This window comes from Streptomyces sp. NPDC029014, from assembly GCF_055564695.1.
Window position 1 is genome coordinate 93,969 of record NZ_JBVHVT010000014.1, and the last position, 12,625, is coordinate 106,593.

General features: G+C 73.6%; 12 protein-coding genes. 6 read left to right on the top strand and 6 right to left on the bottom strand.

Annotation, left to right across the window (positions count from 1 at the left end; genetic code table 11):
• Window positions 1–144 precede the first annotated feature (144 nt).
• The 4 genes from ACZ4VL_RS10425 (at window position 145) to ACZ4VL_RS10440 (ending at window position 4,592) form a co-directional block, all read left to right on the top strand.
• The gene (locus ACZ4VL_RS10425) at window positions 145–900 is read left to right on the top strand and encodes a hypothetical protein (RefSeq protein WP_468198133.1); all 756 of its coding nucleotides are present in this window, start codon (window positions 145–147) and stop codon (window positions 898–900) included.
• Between the two features lie 68 nt (window positions 901–968).
• Complete coding sequence (locus ACZ4VL_RS10430; RefSeq protein ID WP_468198135.1) at window positions 969–2,594, top strand: LodA/GoxA family CTQ-dependent oxidase; 1,626 nt, start codon at window positions 969–971, stop codon at window positions 2,592–2,594.
• 31 nt (window positions 2,595–2,625) lie between these two features.
• The gene (locus ACZ4VL_RS10435; RefSeq protein WP_468198137.1) at window positions 2,626–3,807 is read left to right on the top strand and encodes an NAD(P)/FAD-dependent oxidoreductase; all 1,182 of its coding nucleotides are present in this window, start codon (window positions 2,626–2,628) and stop codon (window positions 3,805–3,807) included.
• An 89-nt stretch (window positions 3,808–3,896) separates the two neighbouring features.
• The gene (locus ACZ4VL_RS10440; RefSeq protein ID WP_468198138.1) at window positions 3,897–4,592 is read left to right on the top strand and encodes a hypothetical protein; all 696 of its coding nucleotides are present in this window, start codon (window positions 3,897–3,899) and stop codon (window positions 4,590–4,592) included.
• 59 nt (window positions 4,593–4,651) lie between these two features.
• Here ACZ4VL_RS10440 and ACZ4VL_RS10445 read toward each other — a convergent pair whose 3' ends face one another.
• The 6 genes from ACZ4VL_RS10445 to ACZ4VL_RS10470 all read right to left on the bottom strand — a co-directional run bounded on the left by ACZ4VL_RS10445 (window position 4,652) and on the right by ACZ4VL_RS10470 (window position 10,329).
• Window positions 4,652–4,987, bottom strand: a complete 336-nt coding sequence (locus ACZ4VL_RS10445; RefSeq protein ID WP_468198140.1) for a GNAT family N-acetyltransferase — start codon at window positions 4,985–4,987, stop codon at window positions 4,652–4,654.
• Between the two features lie 133 nt (window positions 4,988–5,120).
• Window positions 5,121–5,675: a YbaK/EbsC family protein gene (locus ACZ4VL_RS10450; protein ID WP_468198143.1), complete on the bottom strand. Its 555-nt coding sequence runs from the start codon at window positions 5,673–5,675 to the stop codon at window positions 5,121–5,123.
• Window positions 5,676–5,815: 140 nt separating this feature from the next.
• On the bottom strand, window positions 5,816–8,356 hold the full coding sequence (locus ACZ4VL_RS10455) for a discoidin domain-containing protein (protein WP_468198145.1): 2,541 nt from the start codon (window positions 8,354–8,356) through the stop codon (window positions 5,816–5,818).
• Window positions 8,357–8,488: 132 nt separating this feature from the next.
• Complete coding sequence (locus ACZ4VL_RS10460) at window positions 8,489–9,469, bottom strand: hypothetical protein (RefSeq protein WP_468198147.1); 981 nt, start codon at window positions 9,467–9,469, stop codon at window positions 8,489–8,491.
• A 52-nt stretch (window positions 9,470–9,521) separates the two neighbouring features.
• Window positions 9,522–9,827: an SHOCT domain-containing protein gene (locus ACZ4VL_RS10465; RefSeq protein WP_468198149.1), complete on the bottom strand. Its 306-nt coding sequence runs from the start codon at window positions 9,825–9,827 to the stop codon at window positions 9,522–9,524.
• Window positions 9,828–9,873: 46 nt separating this feature from the next.
• Entirely contained in the window at window positions 9,874–10,329 is a 456-nt protein-coding gene (locus tag ACZ4VL_RS10470; RefSeq protein ID WP_468198151.1) for a DUF6325 family protein, read from the bottom strand.
• Between the two features lie 346 nt (window positions 10,330–10,675).
• On the opposite strand from ACZ4VL_RS10470, the gene ACZ4VL_RS10475 reads away from it, so the two are divergent.
• Both ACZ4VL_RS10475 and ACZ4VL_RS10480 read left to right on the top strand, forming a co-directional pair.
• A complete protein-coding gene (locus tag ACZ4VL_RS10475) occupies window positions 10,676–11,515 on the top strand; it encodes a class II glutamine amidotransferase (protein WP_468198153.1) in 840 nt (279 codons plus the stop codon).
• 116 nt (window positions 11,516–11,631) lie between these two features.
• Window positions 11,632–12,567: a 5'-nucleotidase gene (locus ACZ4VL_RS10480; protein WP_468198155.1), complete on the top strand. Its 936-nt coding sequence runs from the start codon at window positions 11,632–11,634 to the stop codon at window positions 12,565–12,567.
• The last annotated feature ends 58 nt before the right edge of the window (window positions 12,568–12,625 follow it).

Sequence of the window (12,625 nt, forward strand, 5' to 3'; positions counted from 1 at the left end):
GTCCGGCCCCCACCCCGGGTCTCCCAGCGCCACCACCTCACCGGCCCGCCCCCGCGATGGCGATCAACGGATCCGTGTGCCAGCCTCGGAAGTGACGTAGGTGCATCCCTCCCACAGCTGGTACGAGGTACGACAGCTGGGCGCATGCTGGAGATGAGGACGATGCCGGTCGAACCCAAGGCAGGCCACGGAATGGCGGTCATGGGCGAGGAGACGATCTACCTGTCCCACCTGCTCATGTTCGCCATGCCCGTTCACGCGTTCCAGGTGCTCCTCGAAGTGACCCTGGACAACGACGCGGGCAACGCACAGAAGGTGTACGTGGAGGACCGCCGCGAGACGGGTACGGACCTCTACACGCTCGATCCCGAGCCGTTCCGCATCTCCGACCTGGTCACGCCCGCAGGGCAGCCCGCGCTGACCTCGTTCAACGGGACGTTGTTCCGGGGGCACTTCGAGCGGGGCGGCGTGGAGATCGTCGACCCCGTACGGGTCGAGGTCCGGCGCGTGGTCCACTTCCGGCACCTGGACGAGCAGGACCCCCGTCCGCCGGCGCTCACCTACCTCGCCTTCGGCAGGGCCGGTGAGGTGTTCCTGGCGCACCGGGTCGTGACACCGCCCGACTTCGAGAGCCACCTCCAGGTGGGCAACATCCGGAGCGTCTCCGGTGTGTCGCTCACCGATGCACTCCTGGCGAAGGGCCCGCGGCTCGCCATCCCCGGCAGGGACGACACCGCTGCTGACCGTCTGGTCGAGGGCCAGCAGGTGGCGGCGAAGCTCCTGGACGGCGGAGTGGCCGCGCCCGACGCCATCGACCTGCGGTTCACGGTGAAGCGGGAGTTCTACCTCGAGGAGGGAGAACTGGCCTCGGGCAGCGGCGGACACCACGATCACCACTGACGCCGTCGCCCGCGCTCGTCATCGACACCGTCACCACGCAACCGCTGCGCCTCCACCCGGGAGGAGCCGTGCGACTCGACGACATCGCCCACTGCGAGATCCACCCGTCGATCGGCATCGCCCGTGTCGGCGACAGCCCCGACGCCTTCTTCATCGGCCCGGAATCCCCGGGCGTCCGGCCCACCCCCGACGGCGGTTTCCGGGACCCCGCCGGCCGGATCAAACGCCAGGCCGCCCGGTTCCGGGTGTACGCCTACGACCGGGCCGGGGCCGTCCTCGGCGAACTCACCGCGGCCGAGGCCCGGATCACCTGGACGGCCGAACTGGCCAACGCCAAGGGCGCCTGGTTCAGGTTCGCCGGCCGCTTCGGGCAGTCCACCTCCGACACCCACCGCCGCAACCTGCACATCGACCCCGCCGACGGCGCGGCCCGCGCCCGCCTGGTGGTCCGGCCGGGCCCCCGCACCGTGACCGGCCCCTCCCGGGACGGCTCGGGCGCCCGCTTCGACACCGGCACCTTCCTCGGCAGGCCCGTACCGCTGGGCGAACTGCGAACGGACGCGGCCGGCCGGCTCATCGTCCTCGGCGGCTTCGGAACGTCGTTCTCGGCCGCGCCCGCCAACCCCGTCCACGACTACGCCAACAACGACTTCTGGTGCGACGACGTCTCCGACGGCCCGGTCCGTGCGACCGTGGCCCTCGGGCCGGACGGCCGGAAGGTACCGGTGGCCCCGGCCTGGTGCATCGTGGCCCCGGCCGACTTCGCCGCGCAGACCGAGAGCCTGATCACCCTCTACGACGTGGCCCTGGAGACCGCCCGCGCGTCGGGCATGCTGCCCGTACCCCCGGAGGTCTCCTTCACCCGCGACGTCCATCCCCTGCTGGCCCGGCCGATCGCACTCGCCTGGGTCAACCAGACGGCCCGCCGGCGGCACGGAGACCGGAGGGGAAACTTCCTCGCGCCCGACCGCCTCGCCCGGCTGGCCTCCGCCGCGGAGGCCGACAAGGGCTTCCGCCGCGCCGTCTTCCGCAGGCTGCGCACCCCCGGGGCGATGGACGTCGCCCAGGCGAACAGCGGCTTCATGCCGATCCTCGCGGCGGACGGCGACCTGGCGGACGACGAGCCGCGGACCTGGCTCACCCTGCTCCCGGGCCCGTACGAGCGGATGCGCCGCTGGGCCGCCGGTGATTTCGCGGCCGACTGGACCGGAGGGCCCCCGGCGCCCGTCCCCGTGGAGGCGCTGCCGCCCGCGGAACAGCCGCACGCCCTGGTACGCGCCGCGCTGGAGCCGGCCGGAGGCGGCGGGTTCTTCCCCGGCATCGAGATGACCTTCATCGCCGACGATCCGGCCACCTGGTCCGCGCCGTTCAGGCTGCGCGAGGACCTGGTCGCCGGAGACGTCACCAAGTACATGGCCGTGCCGTGGCAGGCCGACTTCTACCTGTGCCAGAACTACTGGTGGCCGGCCGCCCGCCCGGACGAAGTGCTGCCCGAGACGGAACTCGACGCGCTCCTGCACGGCGCGGCCGGGGCGTTCCGGGAATGGGACCGGGGCATCGGCGACGGCAAGGACGCCGAACTCGGCATGAACGAGATGGTGGACCACTGGAGCACCCTCGGCTTCATCGTCCCCGGCCCGGACGGTACCGAGGCCATGGTCGAGACCGAACGTTCCGCCCCCGAGCCCGAGTAGGGCCGGACCGGGCCCGGCCGGGAGCCGTGCGGTGAACGGGACGGCGGAACCGTGCCGTTGCGACGTCGACGTCCGCTGCGACGTGCTGATCGCCGGCTGCGGCCCGGCCGGCTGCGCGGCCGCGCTGGCCCTCGTACGGGCCGGTGCGGACGTCGTGCTGGTCGCTCCCGCCGCACCGGGCCGCCCGCGGATCGGGGAGAGCCTCGCTGCGGCGGCGGGTCCGCTGCTGGAGGGCCTGGGCGTGCTCGGGCGGGTCGACCTCGACGCACACGCACCCTGCTACGGGGGACGGGCCGTGTGGGGCGGGGACGGGCCCGTGGAGGTGAGCTCCGTGTTCGGGCCCTACGGCCCGGGCCGGCAGTTGGACCGGGCACGGTTCGACACGGCCCTGCTGGAGGCGGCCGAGGCGGCCGGAGCGGTCCGCAGGACCGGGCGGATCCGGGAGGTCGAGCGCCGTCCGGACCACTGGCGCCTCACGACCGCCCCCACCACTCACACCACAGGCACCACAGCCACGATCGGTACGGGAGCTGCGGCCCGCACGTTCGCGGCCCGCTACCTCGTCGACGCCACGGGCCGACCGGCCCGGCTGGCCCGGCGCCTCGGCGCGGCCCCCGCCCGCTCCGACCGGTTGACCGCGGTCGCCGGGATCCTGGCCCCGCCGGCCGGCGGCTCCCGGGCCGAGGCCGAGCCGGAGCAGACCTCGCTGGTGGAGGCCACGCCGTGGGGCTGGTGGTACACGGCCCCGCTGCCGGACGGCGGGCGGGTGCTGATGGCCATGACGGACGCCGACCTCGTCGCCGGCACCCGCCTGCACCACCGGGACACGTGGTGGGCCCGGGCCCGGGCCACCGGCCACGTCGGGGACTGCCTCGCCCCCTGGCGGGAGCCGCCCCCGCTGTTGGAGGTGACGGCTGCGGGAGCCTCCCGCACCCGCCCCGCCGCCGGCCCCGGCTGGGCGGCGGTCGGGGACGCCGCCACCACCACCGACCCCCTCGCGGCCCGCGGCATCGTCATGGCCCTGGCCACCGGGATGGAGGGTGCGCGGGCGGTCCTGGCCGACCACGCCGGGGACGGCGGCGCACTGCCCGCCTACGCGCGGCGCATCACCGCGCTCCACGAGGAGCACCTGCGCGCGCGGGCCGTGCAGTACGGGCGGGAACGGCGCTGGGACACCCCGTTCTGGCGGCGCCGGCACCGGCCGACCGGTTGAGCCGGCCCACCCGCACGGGGGAAGGGGGGAACGGTGGTTCGGGTGGTGCGACCGCTCGTACACTCGGTCGTCCGAACCCAGGGGAGACCATGCACACCCGTACCCTCGCCGGCCTCTGCGCCGCGCTCACCGCGCTCTTCGTCCTCAGCGGCTGCACCAGCACGCCCGCCGACAGCCGCCCGACCACCAGCACTTCGGCGCAGCCCGCCTCCCCGGGGCCCCGCGCGGTCCAGGCACCGCTGCCCCAGGACCAGAACCTCCTCGCCTGGACCGGAGACCCCAACGACGCGGGCCACGTCACCGCGCAGTCCGCGGCCGGGGTCGGCGGCCGGGTCACCCTGGTCCGCATCGTCCTGCACGAGCGGATCACCTGGTCGAACATCTGGCTGGGGCTGGCCGGGATCGACCCGCAGGCCCAACTGGCCGACTGCTACCTCGGCGTGTACGACGCCTCCGGCACCCTGCGGGCGGCCACCGCGGACGTCTCGCCGCAGCTGATGACCGACGCGATCGCCAAACCGTTTCCCCTGGCCAAGCCGTTCACGGCCGAACCGGGAACCTACTTCGTCGCCCTGCTGCTCAACGGCACCTGGGCCACCAACCTCCTCACCCTCAAGGCCACGGGCGCCGGGATCTCCGTCAACGCCGGTCTCAACCCGCCGCTGCTGCGCTACAGCACCCTGCTGACCGGCCAGACCTCCCTGCCCGCCAAGGTGAACCTGGCCGAACAGTCCACCAGCACCATCAACACCGGCTGGGGCAGCCAGTGGTACGCGGTCTCCTGAGCCGGCACCGGTAGCCCGACGGGCATCGACGGGCACGGCGGCCGCACGGGCCGCGCCGTTCAGGCCAGCTCCGCGTCGAGCCAGCGCAGGACCTCCGGGGTGACCGGGTCGGTGATGTCGTCGAACTCCCGGTGCCGCTCCAGGTACGCGGCCACGTAAGGGCAGACGGGCACGATCCGCATCCCGGACCGGCGCACGTCGGCCAGGGCCTCCCCGACCAGCAGCGGTGCCAGCCCCTGCCCGGCGAAGGCCGCGTCGACCTCCGTGTGGTGGAAGACCCGCTGGACGCCGTGGTCGCGGTACTCGGTGCGGCCGGCGTGCTCCGCGCCGACCAGGATGTCGTAGCGGTGCCCGTGGTCGACCCGCTCGACGGCGGTGGGGGAAGGCCGGTTCATGGGGATCCTCTCGGCTGGTGCGGTGGCGGCCCCGCGCCGGCGCCGCTCCGCCGCCACACTAGGCCGGACCGCCGCCGCGGCGTTGCCCGTCAGCGCACGCACTCTGCGCCGGAAGTGCACGCCTGCGCGTCGTTCAGACGGCGAGGCCCTCGATCAGCTCGGCACCGGGGAGCAGCCCGAAGAGGGATCCGGGGGCGATGAGCTTGCCGCGCCGCCGGCCGCTGCCGACGAGTACGTACGGCATCGCCGCGATCGAGGCGTCCACCAGCAGGGGCCAGTCGGCGGGCAGTCCGACCGGGGTGATCCCGCCGTACTCCATGCCCGTCGCCGCGACGGCCGTGTCCATCGGCGCGAACGACGCCTTGCGGGCTCCGAGCCGGCGCCGCACGACGCCGTTGACGTCGACCCGGCCCGCGGACGGCACCAGGCAGGCGGCGAGGCTGGTTTCGCCGCCCCGCCGGGCGGCGACGACCACGCAGTTCGCGGAGTGCCCGAGCAGGTCCCGTCCGTAGTGCTCGACGAAGGCCGCGGTGTCGGCGATCGCCGGGTCTGTGTCCACGTACACGATCCGGTCGGCGGGCGTCCCGCCCTGCCAGTGGCGGATCGCCTCCGCGACCGGGGCGGTCAGTTCGGCGAGGCACTCCGGTGCCGGCCGGGCGTCCTCGAAGGGTCCGATGGGTGCGCGCATCCCGGCACCGTAACAAGAACCCGCGTTCGGCGGGCCGCCGACCGCCCCCGCCGACCGTCACGTACGCACCCCGTCCCCGACCGTTGCCGGTCGTGCATCGGGGGCGGGGGTGCGTCCGTCAGGCGTTTCTCGGACGAACGTCAGGCGACGGTCACGAACTTGGCGATGCTCGGCACCCCCTGGGCGTCGAGGGCGAAGAGCATGTAGGTGCCCGGCAGGACCACCCCCGTGTCGGAGGGGATCGACACCGTGTACGTCCCGTTGCCCGCGGCCGTGGCGGCCAGCGGCACCCGCCGTTGGTCGTTGTCGGTGGAGTGGGTCGCGGCCGCGGACCGCATGAGGACGAACGACGCCACCTGGCCCTGGGTGCTCACCGAGAGCGAGGCGCCGGGCGCGGCCCGCGGAGGCACCCCGCCGGTGATGACGGGCCGCGGCTTCGGCGTACCGTCCGCGGCCAGCAGGTACGGGGGCGTGAACACGGCCCCGTCGGCGTGGTTGGTGGCGCAGTCCCCGCACAGCCCGCCGCCGCCGGAGAAGATCCGCCCGTCGGGCAGCAGGTTGGCCACGCTGTGGTAGTTGCGCGGGATGGCCATGGTGGCGAGCGGGGTGAAGGTGCCGGTGGCCGGGTCCCACAGCTCGGGGGTCAGGACGGAGGTGGCGTCGCTGAACGGCACCGGGTACGCCTGCCCGCCGAAGACGGCCACCTTGCCGTCGGGCAGGACGACGCTGTTGCTGAAGCCGCGGGCGTGCTCCATGTCGCCCGTGCGGGCCGCCCGGACCTGGTCGCCCGCGATGTCCACGGTGTACGCGAGCCGGGTGGCGGGGGTCCTCTCGTACGCGGGTGAGCCGCCGAGGGTGAGGAGCTTGCCGATGTCGTAGGCGACGGCGTTGCCGGTCATGGCGTCCGGGCTGTCGGCCCGGGTGCCGGCCGCGCTGATGCTGCCGCTGCCGCCGGTCGAGATCCAGTTCATCTGCTTGCTGGGCCCCAGCTGGAGGACCTTGCCGCCCGAAGTGGCGTGCAGCCACATGTGGTTGTCGGACCGGTAGGGGCCGGCCGGGTCGGCCGTCTGGGCCGGGGCGGCGGGTACGCCGGGCAGCTTGCGCCAGGTGCGGGTGTCCGGCGACCAGACCTCGCCCGCCTTGTCGCCGCCGGCTCCGCTCCAGGATCCGCCGAGGACGAAGGCCTCGCCGGTGGAGAGCAGCGTCATCGCCTGGTAGCCGCGGGCGATGTTCATGCTGGTGGTCGCGGACCAGGCGTCGGTGGCCGGATCGTAGATGCTCGCCTTCTCCGCGTTGCTGCCGCCGGTGACCAGCACCCGGCCGTCGGCGAGCATCGCTATGCCGGGGCAGAACATGTCGTGGCCGGTGTTGTCGATGCGCCGCTGGGTGACCTTGCCGGTCTTCAGGTCCAGGATCGCGGTCTGGGTGTAGCCGTTGCTGCCGCCGAAGCGGTCGACCGCGTACGCCGACCAGGCCAGCAGCTTGTCGCCGGGCAGGACGGCGGTGGCCACGGGCACCAGCGGGAAGCCGGTGATCCGGTCCCAGGAGCCGTGGACGGCCGCATCGGCCGGACCGCTCAGGCGGATCTCGCCGGCCGAGGTCCACGGACCGCGGCCGCCGGCCTCGCTCGTCACGGTCAGGCGTACGTAGCGGGCGTTCTCGGTACGGGTGAAGGTGGCGGTCTTGACGGTGTCGTCGTCCCGCCAGCTGCCCGAGGCCACGGGCGCGCCGAAGGTGGCGCCGTCGGTGCTGGTGGCGACGGTGTACGCGCCCGCGCGCCCGTTGGGGCCGTCGGAGCGGGCGTGGTAGACGAGGGCCGACACGGCGGCCGTGCGGTGCATGTCGATGGTGATGCTGTGCGGCAGCGGAGTGGGGGTGCCGCTCCACTTGCTGTGCCAGAGGGTGGCGTCGTTGCCGTCGAGGACGTTCCCGGCGCGGCCGTTCTCCCCGGTCGTCTCCTCGTCGCTGGCCGTGGCCGTCCAGCCGGTGCGGGACAGGTCGACGGTGGCGGCCGGGGTTCCGGGGTCACCCAGCAGGTTGATCTCGGCGGCAGAGGTCCAGGGGCCGCGGCCGCCGGCCTCGGTGAGCCCCGTCAGCCGTACGAACCGGGTCCCCTGCGGGGCGAACCCGAGGGTCTTCGCGCTGGCGTCGTCGGCGAGCGTACCGGTGGCGACCGGGCCGCCCCAGTTCTGGCCGTCCGCGCTCAGGCTGATGCTGTACTCGCCCGGGCGGCCGTTGGACGAGTTGGTGCGCGGCAGGTAGAGGAGGGCGGAGACGACCGCCGTGCGGTGCATGTCGATGGTGATGCTGTGCGGCAGCGGGGCCGGGGTGCCGGTCCACTTGCTGTGCCAGAAGGTGGCGGTGTTGCCGTCGAGGACGTTGGCCGCGCGGCCGTTCTCCCCGACGGTCTCCTCATCGCTGGCCGTGGCCGTCCAGCCGGTCCGGTCGAGCACGGGAGCCGCCGGTTCCATCGCGTTCGCGGGCGCGACGGGGTGGTGCGGTGAATCCACCGCCGTCTGCTGGTCGAAGGGCACGGGTGCCGGCTTGGGCGAGGGGCGGGCCGGACTCGCGACTCCGAGCAACGGGGTCAGCCCGACCAGCAGGGAGCCGAGGCCGAAGACGATGAGCAGATGGGAGCGGCGTAACGCACGGGTGAGGGCGAGAAAGCGCCTGGACTGCAACCGGGCCTCCTGGGGCGAACCGACATGTCCCCAGAACATAGGCCAGTGACACGGCAACTCGGCAGGGTCACAACGGAGTTGGCGTGAAAGCGTGACGCACGTGAACCCGCCGGTGCGGTGTCGGCAGCGGCGTCAGCCGGCAGGGCCCCGGTGCCGCCGGCGCCCCTGCCAGACGGCGCCCACCCCGATGGACGCCACGGTCAGGGCGATCGCCAGCACCGGCCAGCCGCGGTCGGCGATCCGCAGGTTGGCGGCCAGGACTCCGATCACGAACCCGAGGGGGACCAGCACCGAGAGCAGGGCCCTGAGGGCGGAAGCCACCATCTCGGGTTCGACCCGCGCAGCCCGCCGCGGCCGGGCGGCGGGCCGTTCGCCGAAGTAGAACGCGGTGGCCCGGGCCAGGAGCTGATCCGTGGACCGGTCGTACGACAGCGCCATGTACGGGAGCCAGACCAGCGGGGCGACCATGCCGACCAGCAGCACCGCGCCGAGCAGTGCGTACCGCCCGGTCTGCACCAGCCGGCGCGGCAGCCGCCCCGGGACCTCGTCCCCCGGTGTGATCAGCCCGAGCAGCCGCGCCATCCGCAGCACCAGCCGGTGCACGGCCCTCATGCGCCCCGGCGGCGGCCCGGACCCCGCGGGGCCGTCCTGGGGGAGGTAGACCTCCGCGAGCACGGTCCGGGCCCGGCCGACGTCCTCGTACACGCCCTGCAGGACGAGGAGTTCGGCGGCCCGCTCCGGGTCGGTGGGGTCGCGGCCGTCGAGGGCGGCCAGCTCCAGGCAGGTACGCGCCTGGCTGAGGATGGCCACGCAGAAGGCGAACGGGATCAGGACGATGAACGGACCGCCGACGAAGGCCCCTTCGGACACGGTCCGGCGCTTGCCGCGGGTGGTGACCCGGGACCGCAGCTCGGCGGGGTCGGCGTCGGGCTGCGCCGCACGCAGCCGGGCGACCGAGCGCGCCGCGACCGGGCCCATGTGCCGTACGGCGAAGGCGGCGAGGAACTCGGGGAGGTGGTGCGGGTCCGCGCCCGCCGACCGCAGCAGCGAGCGCGTCAGGACGCGGTCCCGCAGCGGGTCGGGGTCCCGCTCCCCGCGGGGTGTGTCCGGCACGGCTCACCTCGCCTCCGGCGGCGGGCGCTCAGGGGCTCGGGAACCCGACGGCTCAGGAGCTCAGGATGCGCGCCTTCTGGGCGGCGAACTCCTCCTCGGTGAGGACGCCCTGGTCCTTGAGGGTCGAGAGCTCCTTGAGCTGGCTGATCTTGTCGTCCATGCCGACGTCGGCGGGCGGGGCCGCCGGCGGCGGGGGCGGGGGCGCCGCGGCCTGCTGCTGCGCGTAGGCGGCCTGGGCCTGCTCCGCGTCCTGCTGGGCCCAGCGGCCGGCCTGGCGGCGCGAGACACGGTTGGAGACGGCGGTGGCCGTACCGGCGACGACGGCGGTGCGCGCGACGCCGCGAAGGAGTCCGGGCATGGTGTCCTGCCTCTGTCGGTGTCGGGAGTGGGTGGGGTGGGAGCCCTCAGGCCGCGGAGTCGAGCGCGTCCAGCGCCTCGATCACGTCCTGCACCGGAACGCGCCCGCTCGCGATCATGCGGGCGTCGGCGCGGCGGAGGGCGGCGGCCAGCGGCCCGGCCCAGGTGTTCTCGTAGAGGAGCACGGCAGCGGAGTCCCCGGGCTGGAGCAGGGAGCCGGCCTCGGCCACGTCGTCCTCGCCGATCAACCCCGAGGACACGCCCTCGAAGAGGGTGAGGTCCAGCTGCCCGTCGCCGTTCACGTCGGCCAGGGCGATGCCCTCCACCGAGCCGTCCTCCAGCTTCGTGAAGAAGGTCAGGTCGAGGATGCGGATGATCCCGCGCTCGACGAGATCGACCAGCAGGGGCATTCCCTCACCGGTCAGGTGACTGCCGGGGAACTCGACGACCAGGTAGTCGATGGGGCCGATCTCTTCCAGCTTGTCGTTGGTCTCTTTGGTCACGTCAGCTCCTGTCGCAAGGCCCGGCGACGCGGTCACGGGCGGGGCGTGGGCCGAGCTGCCGTCTGGGGGCGTCGGCACCTTGGCACGACCGTAACGCGCACACCGGGCCCGGGGATCACCTGCCGGGGGTGACTCCGGCAGCGCGCCCCGCCCAGCCCGGCACGCCCGCCGCAGGGGCGCCGCCCGGGGCCGGAACCGGGGCGGGAACCGGCGCCCGGTCCGGGGCCGGGACCAGGTCGGAACCGGGCCCGCGCAGTGCTCCCCGCGCTCACCCCGCGGGGGTGATGCACCGCGTCACCGCCGCCCGCATGATCGGACCGACGACCACGAGAAAGGGTGATCGATCATGTGCCGGTGGCTCGCGTACTCGGGTAGTCCCATGCTCCTCGACACCATCCTCTACAAACCCAAGCACTCCCTGATCGACCAGAGCCTCCACGCACGCATGGGCGTCGAGACGACCAACGGGGACGGCTTCGGCATCGGCTGGTACATGGACGGAGGCACCGTCGGCACCCCCGCGGTCGTGCGCGACGTCGGCCCCGCCTGGAACAACCGGAACCTGCGGGAGATCGCCGGGCACGTCGTGTCCCCGCTGCTCTTCGCCCATATCAGGGCCTCGACGGGCACGGCGGTGCAGCAGACGAACTGCCACCCCTTCCGGCACGACCGCTGGATGTGGATGCACAACGGCTCCATCGCCGAGTTCCACCGGATGCGCCGCGACCTGGCCATGACCGTCGACCCGCTGCTCTTCCTGGACATGGAGGGGACCACGGACTCGGAGATGATGTTCTTCCTCGCCCTCACCTTCGGCCTGGAGGAGGACCCTCCCGGCGCGGTGGCCAAGATGGTCGGCCTGGTGGAGCGCGTCGGCCACGAGCACGGCATCGCCGCCCCCATGCAGATGACCGTCGCCGTGACGGACGGCACGGCGATCTGGGCGTTCCGCTACGCCTCCGGCGGCAAGGCCCGGTCGCTGTACTACAGCTCCAAGGTGGAGTCCCTGCGGGCCCTCCACCCCGAGGTGGAGCTCCTGCAGGAGGTGTCCGACGACACCCGCCTGGTGGTGTCGGAACCGCTCGGCGACCTCCCCGGAGCCTGGAACGAGGTCCCCGAGGGGGCGTACGGGGTCGTCCGCGCCGGCGCGGACGAACTCCACACCTTCACCCCGATCCCGGTCTGAGGGGCGCCGGCCCGCGGGGCGACCTCGGGCGGAGGGGAACTCCCGTTCGGGGAGGATCGTTCTCGGCGCATGAGCACCACAGAGGACAAGGGCAAGGGCAAGGGCGGGGGAGGGGCATGAGGTACGACCTTTCCCAGCGCCTGGTCGTCGGGATCGCCTCCAGCGCCCTGTTCGACCTGAGCGCATCCGACACCGTCTTCCGCGAGCAGGGCGAACAGGCCTACCGCGCCTACCAGGAGGAGCACCGCGAGGACACCCTGGTCAAGGGCGTCGCCTTCCCCTTCATACGCCGCCTGCTGTCGCTGAACGACCTCGCCGCCCGGCCCGAGGACCCGCTGGTCGAGGTGATCATCCTCTCCCGCAACGACCCCGACACCGGGCTGCGGGTGATGCGGTCGGTCCAGGCGCACGACCTGCCCATCACCCGTGCGATCTTCCGCCCGGGCCGCTCCTCGCACCGCTTCATGCCAGCCCTCAACATGTCCCTGTTCCTGTCCGCCAACGCGCAGGACGTCCGCGAGGCCGTCGCCGCCGGCCTCCCCGCCGGACACGTCCTGGCCTCCGCCTGCGCCGACGACCCGGACGACCCGGAGCTGCGCATCGCCTTCGACTTCGACGGGGTCCTCGCCGACGACAGCTCCGAGCGCGTCTTCCAGGCCGACGGCATCGACGGGTTCCGCGCGCACGAGGTGCTCAATGCGGCCACGCCCCACGACCCGGGCCCGCTGCGGGACTTCCTCGCCGGGATCAACCGCATCCAGCGCCGGGAGGAGGACGCCCACCGCGACCGGCCCGACTACCGGCCGCGGGTCCGCGTCTCCCTGGTCACCGCGCGCAACGCACCCGCCCACGAACGGGCCGTGCGCAGCCTCAAGAAGTGGGGACTGCGGGTCGACGACGCCTTCTTCCTCGGCGGCATCGACAAATCGGCCGTCATCGCCACCCTCCGGCCGCACATATTCTTCGACGACCAGGTCGGCCACCTCGGCGGAACGGCGTCCAGCGCCCCGAGCGTCCACGTGCCGTTCGGGGTCGCGAACGCCGGCTCCTGATCCCGCGTCCCTATGTCTGGCTTATCCGGCTCCCGGGTTCCGGAGGGGTCCCCTGTGT